This is a genomic window from Buchnera aphidicola (Nippolachnus piri), from assembly GCF_039383305.1.
In the GTDB taxonomy this organism is placed as follows: Bacteria; Pseudomonadota; Gammaproteobacteria; order Enterobacterales; family Enterobacteriaceae; genus Buchnera_F; species Buchnera_F aphidicola_AZ.
Map to the genome: position 1 here is coordinate 237,862 of NZ_CP135009.1, position 16,483 is coordinate 254,344.

The following is a 16,483-nucleotide window of genomic DNA, read 5'->3' on the forward strand; positions in this document are numbered from 1 at the left end:
AAATATAAAACCCTTATATATCTGGAGTATAAAAATGTTTTTTTTTTTAAATACATCAAATTTGATTAGTCTTATAACATTAATTTTTTTAGAATTAATTTTAGGAATTGATAACATTGTTTTTATTTCTATTTTATCAGAAAAATTACCTTTTAATCAAAGAGAAAAAGCAAGATATACAGGATTAATATTAGCTTTATTTATGCGTATTATTGTTCTTTTATTTTTTGCTTTTTTTATTTCTTTTGAAACAATTATTATAAAAAATAATTTTTTTTCATTTTCTATAAGAGATTTAATTTTATTTTTAGGGGGTTTTTTTTTATTATTTAAATCTATTATAGAATTATATGAACGTGTAAAAAATTTAGATGAAAAAAAAAAAGAAAATAGTATTCCTCAAAAATTTTGGGTAATTGTAATACAAATTGTGGTCTTAGATGCTATTTTTTCAATAGATTCTATTATTACCGCAATTGGAATGGTAAATAATATTTTTCTTATGATTTTTGCAATTATTATTTCTACTATACTTATGTTATTTATTTCTAAAATTATTACAAATTTTTTAAGAATTCATCGAGCAATTATTATTTTATGTTTAAGTTTTTTATTTATTATTAGTATTAATTTAATTTTAGAATCCTTTAATATAAAACTTCCAAAAGGATATTTATATTCAATTGTGATTTTTTCTTTATGTATAGAATTTTTAAATCAAATAGCTACAAGAAATTTATTACATCAACAATCTAAAAAATCTATAAGAGTACGAGTTGCTGAAACTATTTCTAATTTAATTTTTCGAAACGAAGAAAAAATTTATCTTCAAACTAATAAAAATACTAAAATAGAAAAAAAAAATCATACTTCTATATTTTCAATTCCAAAATTAATAAAACCATTTAAAGATGAAGAAAAATATATGTTAACAAGTGTATTAATGTTAGCAGATAGATCAATTAGAAGTATAATGACACCTAGAAGAGAAATTTCTTGGATAAATTTAAATCATTCTAATAATGATATTAAACATCAATTATTAGATACTCCTCATAATTTATTTCCAGTATGTAAAGGCGAATTAGATGAAATTATCGGTGTAGTACGTGCTAAAGAATTTTTAAATGAAATATATAAAAATTCAAATTTATATACGTTTTCGCAAAAAACTCCTCCTATTATTATTCCTGATACTTTAGATCCTATTAAATTATTAAGAGTTTTACGTCATTCGAAAGGAAGTTTAATTATCGTTAGTAATGAATTTGGATTAATTTTAGGTTTAATTACTCCAGTAGACATTTTAGAAACTATTGCTGGAGAATTTCCTGATGCAGATGAAACCCCTGATATTATACAAGAAAAAAATAGTTTATTAGTAAAAGGAGCTACTGATCTATATACATTAAAACAAGTATTAAAAATTAATCAATTTGTAAAAAATGAAACTTATATTTCTTTAGCAGGTTTATTAATTTCTCAAACTGGAAAATTTCCAATTCCAGGTGATAAAATTAATATTTTATCTTTTTGTTTTGAAATTATTGAAGCTACAAAATATCAAATAAAACTAGTCAGAGTAACGAAATTAAATTCTATTTTATAACACAAAATTTAATTAAAAATTTAAAAAATATTTTACTATATATGAAATCTAATTATACAATTTTAGCTTTAGATACTTCTTTTCAAAATTGCTCGATAGCATTATTACATAAAAATATTTTATATCATTTTGAAGAATTATGTATCAAAAATCATGAAAAAAGAATATTAAAAATAATTATAAAAATAATAAAATATTCTAAAATAAACTTTCAAGAAATTAATTTTATTGCTTGTAATACTGGTCCTGGTCATTTTACTGGAATACGGATTTCTTTAACAATTGCTAATGCATTATCAATTGGATTAAAAATTCCTATTTTAAATTTTTCTATTTTTCAAATTTTATCTGAAAAAATTTGGTATAAATATTCTATAAGAAAAACATTAATAAAATTAAAAATTTCAAAAAATTATTTTTTTGTTGGTAAATATTTTAAAAATATACAAAATAAATGGATAGGAGTATATGAAAAATATCAGTCTGTATCTGTAAAAAATTTTTATTTTATTAATACAACTTTTTCTGGAATTTGGGCAATTTCTGGAAATATTAAAATTACACAAATTAAAAACAAAAAAAAATTAAAATTTTTTTATACAAAAATTTCTCAAATATATGCAAAAGACATTATTTTTTATATGTTATTAAAATTTAAAAAATATATAAAATTTAAAAATATTAAAAAATTTTAAAATTTTTTTAATAAAACTATTATAAAATAATATTAAAAAATTTAAAAATAAAAATTTATATTATAGAATTTTTTTTTTAAATAACATAATATTTATTTTAAAAAAAAAAAATTTTTTTATTAATTATTTTATATTTAATTTTAATCATATTTGGATTTATATTAGTATATTTGGATATAATAGTTAATAATTCATTTTTTAATTTTGGAAAATAAATTGGTTCTTTCAAAGATTTTCTTTGTTCTTTTAAAATAATTTTTAAACGTTTTTTAGCAACTAAAGCAGTTTTTTTTTGTTTAAAGAAAAAAAATTTTAAAATAGACACGATTACCTCCTAAATAACCATTGTAAAAAGCTTTTTTTTTTATATTCAATAAAACGAAAAGGAGTTTCTTTTCCAATTAAGCGCTGTATAGTATCTTGATAAGCTTTTCCAGCATTGGAAAAAGAATTTAAGATAATTGCAGTTCCTTGATTGGAAGATCGTAATACAGAATTATCTTCAGGAATAATTCCTATTAATGGAATTCGTAAAATATCAAGAATATCATCTTTACTTAACATATCTCCTTTCTTGACTTTTTGAGGATTATAACGAGTAATTAACAAATATTCTTTAATAGGAGTTTTTTTAAATTTTGCTCTATAAGATTTAGAAGATAAAATTCCTAAAATTCGATCTGAATCACGTACTGAAGAAATTTCAGGATTTGTAATAACAATGGCTTCATCAGCAAAATATAAAGCTAAAATTGCACCTTTCTCAATTCCAGCAGGAGAATCACAAATAATAAAATCAAAAGTCATACTTTTTAATAAAGTAAAAATTTTTTCTATTCCTTGTTTTGTTAATGAATCTTTATCTCTAGTTTGAGAAGCAGGTAAAATAAATAAATTAGGAGTATTTTTATCTCGAATTAATGCTTGAGAAATAACTGCTTCTTCATTAATTACATTTAAAAAATCATATACTACGCGTCTCTCACAACCCATAACTAAATCTAAATTTCTTAATCCAATATCAAAATCTATTACAACAGTTTTATAGCCTAATAATGCTAATCCTGTAGCAATAGATGCACTAGAAGTTGTTTTTCCTACTCCTCCTTTTCCAGAAGTAACTACAATAATTCGAGACATAAAAAATTTTATCCTTTTTTTTAAAATAAAAAAATTTAAATTAAAAACATTGAATTATTAAAGATTGTTCTTTTAAATAAATACTAACAGTTTTTCCGATATATTTTTCTGGAATTTGTTCCAATACCCAATATTCTCCCGCGATAGAAATTAATTCTGCAAATAAATTAGAACAAAAAATTTGACTAGTGATATCTCCATTAGCTCCTGCTAATACTTTTCCTCTCATTATTCCATAAATGTGTACATTTCCATCTGAAATAATTTCAGCTCCAGCATTAACATTATTTTTAATAATTAAGTCTCCATTTGGTATATAAATTTTTTGTCCAGATCTTATTGGTATATTAATAATATGTGTTTGAAATTTTGTTTTTATTGTTTTAGGAAATTTTGAATAAGAAATAGATTTTTTATAAAAATTAGATTGTGAAATATCAGTTCCTTCTGATAAAATTGGAATTCCAGAATTTAAAATTATATTTTTAAAATCTAGATTTTTACAACCACTTACTCCAATAATTAAAAAACCAGCAGATAAAATAACATCTTTAATATAATTCCAATTTACAGTATAGGATAGCTCCGAAACATTTAGAACTACTGGAGCTTGTTTAAAAAATTTAGGAGATTTATTTACAATTTTAAGCAATTGTTCTTCTAAAGAATTTAAAGAAATATCTTTTAAATAAATCACTGAAATTGTAAAATTTTTTCCTTTTATAGAAATCTCAAACGAACTCATTTTTTTACTCAATTAATAAAATTTTTTTAAAAAAAAATTTGTTAAAAATATTTAAATTTAAATTAGGATTGTTATAATAATGTTTAATTAATTTTAATAGTTTAAATATAGGTATAGAAAATTCTAGATGAATAATATTATTCAAGATTCAAAAAAATATCTTAAAGAAAATAAAATTTTATCTCAAAGTATTAATTTTTCTAAAATATCTAACATTATTTTTTCTGGATATTTATCACATTTAACTCCAGATATTTTTAAATTAAAAAAATATATTTTATATACACAAAAATGTAATATTTTTCAAGAATTTTCTAATAATATACATAAAAATATTATTTTTAATACATATAGAATAAAAAAAAAACTTAAAAAATGTGAAAATTTAATCTTTTTTTGGTCTAAAAATAAAAAAGAAATAATTTTTGAATTATCGTATTTATTTTCAAAATTAAAAAAAAATTGTAAAATTTATGTGACAGGTTCTAAAAAAAATGGTATTCGAAGTCTTCCAAAAATTTTTTTAAAATTTATAAATTTTAAAAAAATAGATTCAAAATCACATTATTTATTATATTACGGAAGAATAAAAAATCCTATACAATTTTTTCTAAAAGATTTTTTTAAAATACATTATTGGAAAAATTTAAAAATTTTACATTTACCAGGTGTTTTTGGATATAAAAAAATAGATGAAGGTAGCCTTTTCTTAATATCTACATTTAATAAAAATATTAAAGGAAAAATTTTAGATCTTGGATCTGGATCTGGAATTTTAAGTGTAGCATTATTTCAGATTAATAAAAACCTTAAATTACATTTAAGTGATTTTTCAAAAAATTCTCTTATTTCAAGTCAAAAAACTTTATTAATGAATAAAATTCCAGGAAAAATTTATACTAGTAATATTTTTTTAAATATTTTTAAAAAATTTAATTTAATTATTTCAAATCCTCCTATTCATAAAAATTTAAAATTAAACTATATAGTTCTTTTTAACATTATTACTAATTCTAAAAATTTTTTAAAAAAAAATGGAGAACTCAGAATAATTGTTAATTCTTTTGTATCTTGTAAATTTTTATTAAAAAAAATTTTTAAAAATTGTAATCTATTAAAAAAAAATAAAAAATATAAAATTTACCAATCATATAAAAAATAAAAAATATATACCCGAAGCGGGACTTGAACCCGCAAGACTATTTATAAGTCGAGGGATTTTAAGTCCCTTGTGTCTACCAATTTCACCATCCGGGCAAAAAAATTTTTTAATAAGCGCATCCCGGAATTGAACCGGGTTATACGGATTTGCAATCCGATGCATAACCAATCTGCCAACGCGCTTTTTATAAACTTATGATTTTAAAAAACTATTTTTTATAATAATTTTTTTTATTTAGGAGGAAGAGAGATTTGAACTCTCGAATAATTTCTTATTGGCGGTTTTCAAGACCGCTGCCTTAAACCACTCAGCCATTCCTCCAAATTTTTTCTTATAATAATAAAATATTTTACAGAAAAAAAATAAAATGTAAAGCTCATTATAATTTTTTTTATTAGAATTTTAGTATAATCTAAAATCAATATTAAAATTAATTATATGGTATTAGGCAAAGAATATAATTTTATTGTTACTCGTCTATCAAATGCTAAAAAATTTTTTAAAATTTCTTGATTTTTAATTGTAGAATATGTTGAAGCGTCAAAAAAATGATTACAACCCATTCCTTTCAAAAAAATTTTTTTAATAGGAAAATTTTTTGACTTTAAAAAATCAGCGACAATTTGTGCTCTTTTTTCTGATAATTTTTGATTATTTTCTACAGTTCCAAATTTATCAGCATATCCCGTAATCATAATATATTTTGTATCACAATTATATTGTGTAATTTTTTGTATAAAAGATTCTAAAATTTTTTTAGAAACCTCAGAAAGTTCATAACTATTAGAATCAAATAAAATATTTTCTTGAAGATCCATTGAAACATTAGATCCATTTCCAATCGAGATATTCGAAAAATTTGTATTAATTTTATTATTTTGATAAGAATATTTTGAATATGAATTTATCGGATGATTTTCAGAATTATTTTTATAATTATTAAAATTCCTAGAAATACCAACATTAAAACAGCCCCAAGTAGCATTTTCTAAAGAAGAAAATCCATCTTGCATAATTTTTTTAAAATTATAATCAAAATGCACATTAGTTTTATGAGTAAATAAATAATCTAACCCTAATGTTAAAATTGGTAAAATTTTATATGTTGTATGTAAATCTTTATTTGATTTTTCAAAATCATTCATATCTTTAAAATTTTGTACTGAATACATTGTACCAATTCGAGAATATACATTTAACGAAGAAGATAATGGTACAGAAAATTTTGCAGTTCCAGAAAAATCATAATTATAAATTTCAGGTAAAGAAAATTGTAATATTGGTAAAATTTTTCCGGATATATCTGTATCTACTTGAAAATGTAAATATGGATTAAATTTATAACCAATAAAACCACCAAAATTAAAATTTTTGATATGATTAAACAAATTTGATATAGTAAATAATTCTTTTATTTCTTGTACTCCAACTCCATTATGAGGAGGTAACCAATTATTTTTAATTCCAGTATACCAATAATGTTTTTGTATTTCTGAAGCTTGTACAGTAGAAAATATACTAGATATAAAAAATATTAAAAAAAACAATATCTTTTTCATAAAAGAACTCATAATTTTAAAAATGTTAAAATACATAAATATAAATTTTATTATTTCATTATAATATAATGAAGTATATTATTTTCATTAAATAAATTATTAAAATTTTTTTTAAAAAAAAATATAAATTTTATAAAAAATTTATAAATTAAAAATTTTTAAGATATAATATAATTTTATAAAATTTAATATTAAAAATATTTAATGAGTAATTTTATAATAAAAATGTTGTAAATTAATTCCTGTTATTTTTAAAGAAATTAAATATACAAAACTACTTAAAATAAATACTAAAAAAACTCGAGTAATTCGAATAAAAATATTACCAACATGCCATGAAGGTATAAAATACAAAATTATATATAAAAAAAGAGACATAATAATAGTTGATAAAAAAATTTTCCATAAAAAATTTAACCAATCTGGCTGAGGTTTAAAAATTTTAGTACGACATAAAGAAAAAAATAATAAAAAAGTGTTAATCCAAGCAGAAATACTAATAGATAAAGCTAATCCTGATTGTTTTAAAAAAAATACAAAAATTATATTTAAAATTTGAGTGATTAATAAAATAATAAAAGAAATTTTCATTGGAGTTACAACGTTTTTAATAGAATAAAAAGCTGTAGATAACACTTTTGTAGACATTAATGCAATAATTCCTGAAGTATAACATAAAAGAATTTTTTGAGTCATAATTGTATCAAAATCTGTAAAATGTCCATATTCAAATAAAGATATAATTAAAGGTTTAGAAAAAATAAATAAAAATGCAGTACCCGGAAAAGATAATAAAACCGAAATACGTAAACCCCAATCCAATAATTTAGAATATTCTATTTTAGAATTTAAAGTATGATGTTTAATTAATTTCGGGAATATTAATGTACTTACTGACACTCCTAATACTCCTACCGGAAACTCCATTAATCGATCAGCATAATACAACCACGAAATTGAACCAGAATTAAATAAAGAAGAAATAATACTATTAATTACTAATGAAATTTGACCAGCAGCAACACCTAAAATTGCCGGAGAAATTCTTTGTAATACTTTTTTTAATCCACTATTTTTAATATTAAATTTCGGAAAAACTAAAATATTTTTTGTACATAATGTAGGAACTTGATATGCAATTTGTAACATACCCCCAATAATAATTCCCCAACCTAAAGAAGAAATTTGAGGATTAAAACAGGATGGTTTAAAAAATGTACTTAATAAAGTAAAAAAAATAATACTAATGTTTAATAAAATAGGAGAAAAAGAAGGCAATAAAAAACAATTATATGTATATAGAATCGAAGAAATAAATGAAGATAAAGATACAAAAAAAATATAAGGAAAAATAATTTTAAACAATTGCACACCTAAATATAATTTATTTGTATCTTTAGAAAAACCAGGTGATGTTATTAATACTATTGAAGAAGGAAAAAAAATTCCTAATATAATAAAAAACATTAATAATGTAATTAAAACTCCTAAAATAGTGGCAATAAAATCTTTAATTGTTTTTTTATCATATTTTGTTTTATATTCTGATAATACAGGAATAAAAGCTTGTGAAAATGCACCATCTGAAAAAATTCTTCTTAAAAGATTAGGTATTTTAAAAATTGAAAAAAATACATCTGTTTCTACTGAAGCTCCAAATGTATAAGCAATTAAAAAATCTCGAATAAATCCTAAAATCCGACAACATGAAGTTATTATACTAATAGAGGCTAAAGATTTTAAAAGATTCATTGTATATAACCTTAGTCACATTTTACTATTGAAAATAATATTATATTAAATTATAAATATTATAATAAAATTCATCATCATGTAATATTATAAACTATGTTAAAAGAAAGATATAATTTTTTTTAAAAAATTATTTTTTGAATTATTTGATAAAATAATTATCTTAAATAAAAAAATTTTTAAAAGAAAAAATAAATTATTATATAAATATTTTTTAAAATATTCTAAAATACTTTTTTTATTCAAAAAAAATAATTATTTAATAAATTTTAAAAAATATATAAAATTTTTAAAAATATAACAAATTATATTTTTAATATCTACTTTTATTTTCAAAAAAAAATAATATATTATAAAAATATATAAATTTTTTTTTCTTTATGTAATTTCCCAAAAATAATTTTTTTTTTATTTAAGAGAATTTGGATTTTTTGATTTACTTCAGCATCTTGTAACGAAGTTCCAAAAACTTTAATTATAAAACCTTTACCATATAAAAAAATTGGAATTATATCTCCTCTTTTAACTAAAAAAAAAGAATGTAAATTTTGATATGAAAAAGGTTGATTTGGAGAAAGAGGATTTATTAATTTTTTATTTAAAATATTTTTAATATTATAAATAGAAGTAGAAATATTATATGGAATGTTTAAATATTTAATTTTAATATCAGATTTAGAAATTATAACACCTTTTTTTAAAAATTTAGAAGCTACAAAATATTTATAGAATTTTTTTTTTTTATAAAAATTTTTATTTTTATTAAAAATTTTATAATTTTTTTTTTTAAAATCATTTTTTTTAAATGTTTTTTTTATTTTATATTGTAAAAAAAAATTTTTTTTTTTCTTACTAGCATTTACGAAATGATTATTAGTTAGAATTTTAAAATCTAATATTTTTTTTTTTTTATAATAAATATTATCATTAAAATTTTTTGTTAAAATAAAAGGCTGAAAAAATACCTGAAAAATATACAAAAAAAAAAATATTAATTTTAAAAACATAAAATATCCTTTTTGAAATAAATTAATAAAAGAAATATAATCTATTGAAAAATATAAATATATTTTTTTTATAAAATTTTAATAAAAAAACAATTTACTATTTTTTTTTCTACAGATAAAATTCATTTAATTATAAATTTTTATTTGAGAAAAAAAATGTCATTTTTTGTATCAAAATTTTTTGAATTAGATAAAATTGCTTTAGAATTATTACTTTATCAACAAAAAATAATTATTTCAAATATAGTTAATATACAACGAAAGAATTATTTTTCAAAAAATATAAATTTTAAAAAATCTTTTATTGAAGCAGTTAAACAACGTCAAAAAAATTTAAAAAATCCAAATTTTAAAATTGATTATTCAAAAATCATTGTTGAAAAACGAAAAAATTTTATATGTAATAACAATATAAAAAAAAATAATAAAAATTTAGATTTAGAAAGAACAGAATTCTTAAAAAATTCCCTGATGTATCAAAAATGTTTAGCTTCAATTAAACAAAAAGAACGTATATTTTTAGACGCTATAGGAGCTAAATAATTATGCTATCATCATTATTTGATTCTTTTAATATTACGGCTGCTTCATTAATTACGCAAGCTAGATTAAAACAAATTAATATAGAAAATTTATCAAATGCATCTAGTTTAGTTAAAAATTTTAATGGTTCATATCATACATATGTTCCTAAAAAAGCTATTGTTAAATTTTTACCTTATCAAAAAAATGAAAAAAATATTGGTAGTATATATATAGATAAAATTATTGACAAAGAAAAACCAAAAAATTTTATAAATAAATTAGATTATATGTCATTAAAAAATTATGAAAATTTAAAAACAAATCATACTAATTTTTTAACCGAGACTGTTAAAAATTTAGATATTTCATTGCAATATAAAATGAGTTTAGAAATTTTAAAAACAATTAAATCTTTAATTTTAAAAACTTTATCATTATATGAAATATAATTTGTTAAGGAAAGATTATAAATGAAATATAATAATTTTGAAAAAATAAATTCTAAAAATATTAATACAGGAAATAAATTTTTTAAAAAAAAAAATTTTCTAAACTCTTCTACAATACAAAAAAATTTTTTAAAAGTCTTAAAAGCAGAAATAAGTAATCAAGATCCTACAAAACCTATTAAAAATAGCACTTTAACATCGCAAATTACACAAATGCAAATGAATGATAGAATTCATGATGTTCAACAAAATACTAAAAAAATTTTACAACAAATTAATACTAATCAATTTTTTAATGCTGTTAATTTAATTAATCGAAAAGTCTTAATTAATAATAATAAAATTTTTGATATTAAAAAAACAAAAATTCCTATTTTTTTAAAAATTTTTAAAAAATCAAAAAAAGTTCAAATGAATATTTTTAATTCATATCAACAAAAAGTTTTTTCAAAAAATTTAGGAAATTTATCACCTGGTATACATAAAATATATTGGGATTCTAAAAAAGATTTTAAAAAAGATTCTTTCAAAAAATTTCCATATACTGTAAACTTTACTGTACAAAAAAATAAATGTATAAATAAAAAAAATATTTATACACAACATATAATTAAAAATATTTCTAAAAATAGAAAAAAAATTTATGTTACATTAGATAGTGCTAAAATAGTAAAATTACATGATTTAAAAAAAATTTTTTAAAATTTATAAAAATTATAATTGTTCTTTTTAAAATTATCGATATGATACGAAGAGTCAATAAAAATTTAAAATCTTAATAACATTCTTTTAAAATTATAATGAGTAAATATCTATGAATAAAATATTAAGAATTGTATTAAATTCTGCAAATAATAATTTAATGAAACAAAAAGTAATCGCTAACAATATTGCAAATGTGTCTACAGCAGGTTTTAAAGAACAATATGTGTATAACATACGAAAAAAAGATAGAAATTCAAACATAAAAAATATTAATAATATAGTATTTAATTTTACTAGAGGAAATTTTAGAAAAACAAATAATCCTATTAATGTTTCCGCTAAAGATAATTATTGGATTTCTATTATTGATACTGATGATACTGTGGCATTTATGCAAACTGGAAAATTTCATTTAAATGAAAAAAATGAATTATTATTAAATGAATATCCTGTTTTAACTACAAAAGATGAAACGATTGTATGTGATAATCATAAAATGCCTCGAATATTAGAAGATGGAAAAGTTGTATTATCTTTTAAAAAAAACAATAAAATTGTAAATAAATTTTTAGGACAAATAAAACTTATTAAATTATTACCAGAAGATGTCATACATAGTTCACATGGTAAATATTTTTTAAGAAATAGTGGAATGAAAAAATATCAAAATCTTCAATTACGAGATTTTTATAAAGTTCCTGCAATTGCTAATGCTACAGAAGGTAGTAATGTTGATTTAACAGAAAATTTAATCAATATGTTAGACGCTATGCGTGATTTTGAATCAAATATCCAAGTAATTTCTAACGAACATGAAAATGAAGATAAAGCAAATAATTTATTAAATGGAGTTATACAATAATTATTAGGAAAAAATTTTATGATATCAACTTTATGGATTGCTAAAACTGGACTTGACGCCCAACAAATGAATATGAATGTTATTGCAAATAATTTAGCTAATGTAAATACAAATGGCTTTAAACGTTCACATGTCATTTTCGAAGATTTAATATATAAAAACATTAATCCCTCTGGTTTATTAACCATGCGGGATACTGAAAAACCTAATTCAATACAAATTGGCACTGGAGTTCAACCTGTTGCAACCGAAAAAATTTTTACACTTGGAAATTTATCTAAAACAAATTCTTGGAAAGATTTAGTAATTAACGGAGATGGATTTTTTAAAATCTTGTTACCAAATGGACAAACGCGTTTTACAAGAGACGGTTCTTTTCAAATTAATTCAAAAAGACAATTAGTCACTCATCAAGGATATTTAATATCACCAGAAATTAATATACCTCAGAATATTGAAACTATTCATATTGGAAAAGATGGACTTGTAACAGCTAAAATAGACGGAAAAATTTCACCTGAAATACTAGGTCAATATACAATTGTAAATTTTTCTAATAATTCTGGCTTAGAAAGTATAGGGGAAAATTGTTATAAAGCTACAAAATCTTCTGGAAAACCAATTATAGGAATTCCAGGTCAAGTAGGTTATGGAGAATTATATCAAGGATTTATTGAAAAATCCAATGTGAACGTTGCTGAAGAATTAGTAAATATGATTCAAGCACAACGTGCTTATGAAATTAATAGTAAAGTCTTAACTGCAACAGATCAAATGTTACATAAATTAACTCAATTATAAATTTATTATAGGAAAAAAAATTCTGTGTTTAAAAATTTTTTAAAAATTTTAAATTTTTTATTATTAATAATTAGTTTATCTTTTATAGATTCTATTTATGCTCGGAATGAATTTCCAAAAAAAAATAATATTATCTTTATACATAATAAAAAAGATAAAAAAATAATTTATCAAAAATATTATTATCATAATTGGTTTGAAGATAAACCTCATTATCAAATAGGAGATAATTTAATAATATTTTTACAAGAAAATATTATGACTCAAAATCGAACTTTTAATAATACACAAAATAATTCTTCTACTTTTTTTAAAATTCGTTCATTATTATTTTCTTTAATTAGTCAAATTTTTTCAAAAAAAAAAAATGATTTACCATTTTTACAAACTATCGGAACAAATGTTTTATTAGATGATAATAAATCATTAGAAAAAAATACTTTTTTAGGAATGATTACTGTTACAATACAAAAAATATTTCCTAACAATCATTTAGAAGTTGCAGGAAAAAATTCAATTTTAATTAATGGAAATGTAGAATCTATTCGTTTTTTTGGTATAGTAGATCCCAATGAAATTGTAAACAATATAGTTCCTTCTTCAAAAATTTCTCATAAAAATATTGAATATGTAAAACATGACACATCAAAAAAAGAAAATTTTTTTGAAATTTTAAAAAAATTTTGTATAAATTTTTTTCCTAATTTTTAAATTTTTTTATTTTATCTTAAAAATTTTTTAAATTGTAAAATTTTTTAAAGGTATTTTAATGAAAACTCTGTTAAGATATTTTTTATTATGTAATATTTTTATAAATATGATATTAATAAATTTTGCATTTGCTTCAGAAAATACAATCAAGAATTTAACTAACATTTCAGGAGCTTATACTATTCCATTAATTGGATATGGTTTAATGGTAGGATTACCTAATAGCGGCGATCAAATTCCATATTCAAATTTTACTTTACAGACTATGTTAAATCTTTTTAAAAAAATGGGAATTGATGTTAAAAATACAAAAAATATTCAAACAAAAAATATTGCATCAGTAATGGTTACCGCTGAATTACCTGCTTTTAATTATATTGGTCAAAAAATTCCTATTTATGTTTCTTCTATTGGTAATTCGCAAAATTTACAAGATGGTACTTTATTAATGACTCCTTTAAAAAATTCCAATGGTATACGCTATGGAACCGCTCAAGGACATTGTAATTTAAAAATAGAACACTTAACAAATATAAATTTATTAAATAATCAAAATTTTAAAAATAATATTAAAATTAAAAATGGGGGTATTGTTGAAAAAACTTTTCAAAATGTTATAGAACATAATGGGCATATAAAATTACAATTAAAATCTAAAAATTTTTATATGGCTCAAAAAATTAGTGATATAATTAATAAAAAATATCCTAAAATTTCTTTTCCTTTAAATGAAAGATCTATACAAATAAAAGTACCTCATAATAAAAGAACGCAATCACGTTTATTAGCAAATATACTACATTTAAAAATTAATACTAAAAAAAAAAAAAAAATATAATTTTTTTAAATTTAAAAAAAAATAAATTTTTCTTAAATCATGAAATTTATATTAAAAATTGTAAATTTTTAAAACATAATGTTTTTTTAAAAATTAAAAATTTTAAAAAAAAAAAACAACAAAATATATATAAAAAAACTAAATTATCCCATATACTTACCGCATTTAATTTTTTAGGAATTAAATCATCTAAAATTTTATCTATTCTAAAATCCTTAAAAAATAAAAAAGCGATTATTGCAACTATAAAAGTGATATAAATGAAAACATTAACATATGAAGATTTCAATACAATACAAAAAATAAAAAATTTTTTACCACAAAAAAATGATCAATTAAAAAATTTAAAAGAAATTTCTTCACAAATTCAAACTTTATTTATAAACATATTTTTAAATAGTGTAAAAAATTCTAATATAAATTTAAATCCTCAAATAAATTTAGATACTACTAGTAAATTTTATAAAGATCTATATATGAATTATCTTTCAAATAAATTTAATCAAAAAGATATAGGTTTTTTGCAATTAATAAAACAACAAATTTTATAAAAAATTTTTTTATTAAAATTTTTTTAATAAACAAGATAATTTTTTATAATTTTAAAAATTCATTATTTTAAAATATAACTATAAAAAACTTTTAAAACTTTTTCTATTTTATGAAGATAAAAAATAAATTATGATAAAAAAAGATTATAAAATTTTTATAAAAAAAGATACAAGTAATCAAAGAATTGATAATTTTTTATTTACAAAATTTAAAACACTACCTAAAAGTTTAATTTATAAAAACCTAAGATTAGGAAAAATTTTAATTAACACAAAAAAAAAAAAACCATCTTATAAATTAAAAAATCATGATGAAATATTATTAAAATCTTTAAAAATCACACCATTTAAAAAAAAAAAATATTATTTCATAAAAATTTAAAAATAAAAATTTTAAAAAACATTTTATATGAAGATTCTTCTTTAATAATTTTAAATAAAACTTCTGGAATTTCTGTACATGGAGGTAGCGGAATTAATGCTGGAATTATAGAAATTTTACGAATTATTAGAGTGGATATTTTTTTTTTAGAATTAGTACATCGATTAGATAAAGATACATCTGGAATATTATTATTAGCAAAAAAAAAATCTGTCTTAAGAAATTTACATCAACAATTACGAGAAAAAAAAATTAAAAAGTATTATATAGCTTTAGTGCATGGATTATTTAAAACTCAAAAAATCATTACAAATTTTCCAATTTTAAAAAAAAAAAATAAATTTAATCTTATGTCAATACATAAAAATGGAAAACCTTCTAAAACTATTTTTACAATTAAAAAAATTTTTTTAAATTCTACCTTAGTAAGAATACACCCTATAACAGGCAGAACTCATCAAATACGTATTCATGCTTCTAAAATTGGACATCCAATACTTTATGATTCAAAATACGGAAATAATAATTTAAATTTAAAAATTAATAAAATTTTACAAAAAAAAAGACTTTTTTTACATGCATATCAAATCTTTTTTTTACATCCTAAAAATAATAAAAAAATGTGTATAAAAGCCCCTTTAGATCAAAGATTTGAAAACGCTATTAAAATTCTTTCAAAAAATAACTAAAAATACTTAAAATATTAAAATTTTTTTTAAAAAAAAATTTTCTAATATAATTTTTTTTATAATTAAAATATAAAAATTTTTTAAAAAAATATTCAGGAATGTATATGGCAGTTCAAAAAAGTAAACCTAGTAGATCAAAACGTAATATGAGAAGATCTCACGATTTAATTATTCAAAACACAATTTCGATAGATAAAATTTCTGGAGAAACACATATTCGTCATCATATGACAAAAAAAGGATATTACAAAGGTAAAAAATTTTTTTTATAAAAAACAATTCTTCTTAAAATCAATTACAA

Annotated in this window: 20 protein-coding genes and 3 tRNA genes; 14 read left to right on the forward strand and 9 right to left on the reverse strand. The window is 19.2% G+C overall.

The window, feature by feature from the left end:
• Positions 1 to 34: 34 nt before the first annotated feature.
• Positions 35 to 1,609 carry a TerC family protein gene (locus RJT25_RS01035; RefSeq protein ID WP_343126376.1) on the forward strand — a complete coding sequence of 525 codons (1,575 nt, stop codon included), beginning with the start codon at positions 35 to 37 and terminating at the stop codon, positions 1,607 to 1,609.
• Between the two features lie 41 nt (positions 1,610 to 1,650).
• Positions 1,651 to 2,304: a tRNA (adenosine(37)-N6)-threonylcarbamoyltransferase complex dimerization subunit type 1 TsaB gene (tsaB, locus tag RJT25_RS01040; protein ID WP_343126377.1), complete on the forward strand. Its 654-nt coding sequence runs from the start codon at positions 1,651 to 1,653 to the stop codon at positions 2,302 to 2,304.
• Between the two features lie 97 nt (positions 2,305 to 2,401).
• Here tsaB and minE read toward each other — a convergent pair whose 3' ends face one another.
• From minE to minC, 3 genes are read right to left on the reverse strand one after another with little or no spacing between them, the layout of a single operon-like run.
• Positions 2,402 to 2,629 carry a cell division topological specificity factor MinE gene (gene minE, locus RJT25_RS01045; protein ID WP_343126378.1) on the reverse strand — a complete coding sequence of 76 codons (228 nt, stop codon included), beginning with the start codon at positions 2,627 to 2,629 and terminating at the stop codon, positions 2,402 to 2,404.
• Positions 2,630 to 2,631: 2 nt separating this feature from the next.
• Positions 2,632 to 3,444: a septum site-determining protein MinD gene (gene minD / locus RJT25_RS01050; protein WP_343126379.1), complete on the reverse strand. Its 813-nt coding sequence runs from the start codon at positions 3,442 to 3,444 to the stop codon at positions 2,632 to 2,634.
• Positions 3,445 to 3,484: 40 nt separating this feature from the next.
• A complete protein-coding gene (gene minC, locus RJT25_RS01055) occupies positions 3,485 to 4,189 on the reverse strand; it encodes a septum site-determining protein MinC (protein ID WP_343126380.1) in 705 nt (234 codons plus the stop codon).
• A 127-nt stretch (positions 4,190 to 4,316) separates the two neighbouring features.
• On the opposite strand from minC, the gene RJT25_RS01060 reads away from it, so the two are divergent.
• Positions 4,317 to 5,351, forward strand: a complete 1,035-nt coding sequence (locus RJT25_RS01060) for a methyltransferase (protein ID WP_343126381.1) — start codon at positions 4,317 to 4,319, stop codon at positions 5,349 to 5,351.
• An 8-nt stretch (positions 5,352 to 5,359) separates the two neighbouring features.
• Here RJT25_RS01060 and RJT25_RS01065 read toward each other — a convergent pair.
• The 6 genes from RJT25_RS01065 to flgA all read right to left on the reverse strand — a co-directional run bounded on the left by RJT25_RS01065 (position 5,360) and on the right by flgA (position 9,669).
• Positions 5,360 to 5,446: transfer RNA gene (locus tag RJT25_RS01065), tRNA-Leu, on the reverse strand.
• Between the two features lie 16 nt (positions 5,447 to 5,462).
• Positions 5,463 to 5,533: transfer RNA gene (locus RJT25_RS01070), tRNA-Cys, on the reverse strand.
• 54 nt (positions 5,534 to 5,587) lie between these two features.
• A tRNA-Ser gene (locus tag RJT25_RS01075) sits at positions 5,588 to 5,672 on the reverse strand.
• Between the two features lie 113 nt (positions 5,673 to 5,785).
• Positions 5,786 to 6,910 carry an OmpA family protein gene (locus RJT25_RS01080; protein ID WP_343126382.1) on the reverse strand — a complete coding sequence of 375 codons (1,125 nt, stop codon included), beginning with the start codon at positions 6,908 to 6,910 and terminating at the stop codon, positions 5,786 to 5,788.
• A 201-nt stretch (positions 6,911 to 7,111) separates the two neighbouring features.
• The gene (gene murJ, locus RJT25_RS01085) at positions 7,112 to 8,662 is read right to left on the reverse strand and encodes a murein biosynthesis integral membrane protein MurJ (protein WP_343126383.1); all 1,551 of its coding nucleotides are present in this window, start codon (positions 8,660 to 8,662) and stop codon (positions 7,112 to 7,114) included.
• 350 nt (positions 8,663 to 9,012) lie between these two features.
• Positions 9,013 to 9,669 carry a flagellar basal body P-ring formation chaperone FlgA gene (gene flgA, locus RJT25_RS01090; RefSeq protein WP_343126384.1) on the reverse strand — a complete coding sequence of 219 codons (657 nt, stop codon included), beginning with the start codon at positions 9,667 to 9,669 and terminating at the stop codon, positions 9,013 to 9,015.
• Between the two features lie 156 nt (positions 9,670 to 9,825).
• Here flgA and RJT25_RS01095 point away from each other — a divergent pair, with 156 nt between their 5' ends.
• From RJT25_RS01095 to rpmF, 11 genes are all read left to right on the forward strand, one after another.
• Positions 9,826 to 10,212, forward strand: a complete 387-nt coding sequence (locus tag RJT25_RS01095) for a hypothetical protein (RefSeq protein ID WP_343126385.1) — start codon at positions 9,826 to 9,828, stop codon at positions 10,210 to 10,212.
• Between the two features lie 2 nt (positions 10,213 to 10,214).
• On the forward strand, positions 10,215 to 10,643 hold the full coding sequence (locus RJT25_RS01100; RefSeq protein WP_343126386.1) for a hypothetical protein: 429 nt from the start codon (positions 10,215 to 10,217) through the stop codon (positions 10,641 to 10,643).
• Between the two features lie 21 nt (positions 10,644 to 10,664).
• Positions 10,665 to 11,345 (forward strand): flagellar hook assembly protein FlgD, encoded by a 681-nt coding sequence (locus RJT25_RS01105; protein ID WP_343126387.1) that lies wholly within the window; start codon positions 10,665 to 10,667, stop codon positions 11,343 to 11,345.
• Positions 11,346 to 11,457: 112 nt separating this feature from the next.
• Positions 11,458 to 12,210 (forward strand): flagellar basal body rod C-terminal domain-containing protein, encoded by a 753-nt coding sequence (locus RJT25_RS01110; RefSeq protein WP_343126388.1) that lies wholly within the window; start codon positions 11,458 to 11,460, stop codon positions 12,208 to 12,210.
• Between the two features lie 18 nt (positions 12,211 to 12,228).
• Complete coding sequence (gene flgG, locus RJT25_RS01115; RefSeq protein ID WP_343126389.1) at positions 12,229 to 13,011, forward strand: flagellar basal-body rod protein FlgG; 783 nt, start codon at positions 12,229 to 12,231, stop codon at positions 13,009 to 13,011.
• A gap of 24 nt (positions 13,012 to 13,035) precedes the next feature.
• On the forward strand, positions 13,036 to 13,722 hold the full coding sequence (locus RJT25_RS01120; RefSeq protein ID WP_343126390.1) for a flagellar basal body L-ring protein FlgH: 687 nt from the start codon (positions 13,036 to 13,038) through the stop codon (positions 13,720 to 13,722).
• Positions 13,723 to 13,780: 58 nt separating this feature from the next.
• Positions 13,781 to 14,560 (forward strand): flagellar basal body P-ring protein FlgI, encoded by a 780-nt coding sequence (locus RJT25_RS01125; protein ID WP_343126391.1) that lies wholly within the window; start codon positions 13,781 to 13,783, stop codon positions 14,558 to 14,560.
• Between the two features lie 260 nt (positions 14,561 to 14,820).
• A complete protein-coding gene (locus RJT25_RS01130) occupies positions 14,821 to 15,111 on the forward strand; it encodes a hypothetical protein (RefSeq protein WP_343126392.1) in 291 nt (96 codons plus the stop codon).
• Positions 15,112 to 15,241: 130 nt separating this feature from the next.
• The gene (locus RJT25_RS01135) at positions 15,242 to 15,493 is read left to right on the forward strand and encodes a S4 domain-containing protein (protein WP_343126393.1); all 252 of its coding nucleotides are present in this window, start codon (positions 15,242 to 15,244) and stop codon (positions 15,491 to 15,493) included.
• A 47-nt stretch (positions 15,494 to 15,540) separates the two neighbouring features.
• Positions 15,541 to 16,182, forward strand: coding sequence for an RluA family pseudouridine synthase (locus RJT25_RS01140; protein ID WP_343126716.1), 642 nt, complete (start codon positions 15,541 to 15,543; stop codon positions 16,180 to 16,182).
• A 104-nt stretch (positions 16,183 to 16,286) separates the two neighbouring features.
• Positions 16,287 to 16,454, forward strand: a complete 168-nt coding sequence (rpmF, locus tag RJT25_RS01145) for a 50S ribosomal protein L32 (protein WP_343126394.1) — start codon at positions 16,287 to 16,289, stop codon at positions 16,452 to 16,454.
• Positions 16,455 to 16,483 lie beyond the last annotated feature (29 nt).

Excerpts from the sequence above, each read along its gene's own strand:
- RJT25_RS01060 (WP_343126381.1), top strand. The coding sequence starts at position 4,317 with ATGAATAATATTATTCAAGATTCAAAAAAATATCTTAAAGAAAATAAA.
- RJT25_RS01135 (WP_343126393.1), top strand. The coding sequence starts at position 15,242 with ATGATAAAAAAAGATTATAAAATTTTTATAAAAAAAGATACAAGTAAT.
- RJT25_RS01125 (WP_343126391.1), top strand. The coding sequence starts at position 13,781 with ATGAAAACTCTGTTAAGATATTTTTTATTATGTAATATTTTTATAAAT.
- RJT25_RS01110 (WP_343126388.1), top strand. The coding sequence starts at position 11,458 with ATGAATAAAATATTAAGAATTGTATTAAATTCTGCAAATAATAATTTA.
- tsaB (WP_343126377.1), top strand. The coding sequence starts at position 1,651 with ATGAAATCTAATTATACAATTTTAGCTTTAGATACTTCTTTTCAAAAT.
- RJT25_RS01095 (WP_343126385.1), top strand. The coding sequence starts at position 9,826 with ATGTCATTTTTTGTATCAAAATTTTTTGAATTAGATAAAATTGCTTTA.
- RJT25_RS01105 (WP_343126387.1), top strand. The coding sequence starts at position 10,665 with ATGAAATATAATAATTTTGAAAAAATAAATTCTAAAAATATTAATACA.
- RJT25_RS01100 (WP_343126386.1), top strand. The coding sequence starts at position 10,215 with ATGCTATCATCATTATTTGATTCTTTTAATATTACGGCTGCTTCATTA.
- minC (WP_343126380.1), bottom strand. The coding sequence starts at position 4,189 with ATGAGTTCGTTTGAGATTTCTATAAAAGGAAAAAATTTTACAATTTCA.
- RJT25_RS01080 (WP_343126382.1), bottom strand. The coding sequence starts at position 6,910 with ATGAAAAAGATATTGTTTTTTTTAATATTTTTTATATCTAGTATATTT.
- RJT25_RS01035 (WP_343126376.1), top strand. The coding sequence starts at position 35 with ATGTTTTTTTTTTTAAATACATCAAATTTGATTAGTCTTATAACATTA.
- flgG (WP_343126389.1), top strand. The coding sequence starts at position 12,229 with ATGATATCAACTTTATGGATTGCTAAAACTGGACTTGACGCCCAACAA.
- rpmF (WP_343126394.1), top strand. The coding sequence starts at position 16,287 with ATGGCAGTTCAAAAAAGTAAACCTAGTAGATCAAAACGTAATATGAGA.
- RJT25_RS01130 (WP_343126392.1), top strand. The coding sequence starts at position 14,821 with ATGAAAACATTAACATATGAAGATTTCAATACAATACAAAAAATAAAA.
- flgA (WP_343126384.1), bottom strand. The coding sequence starts at position 9,669 with ATGTTTTTAAAATTAATATTTTTTTTTTTGTATATTTTTCAGGTATTT.
- minD (WP_343126379.1), bottom strand. The coding sequence starts at position 3,444 with ATGTCTCGAATTATTGTAGTTACTTCTGGAAAAGGAGGAGTAGGAAAA.
- murJ (WP_343126383.1), bottom strand. The coding sequence starts at position 8,662 with ATGAATCTTTTAAAATCTTTAGCCTCTATTAGTATAATAACTTCATGT.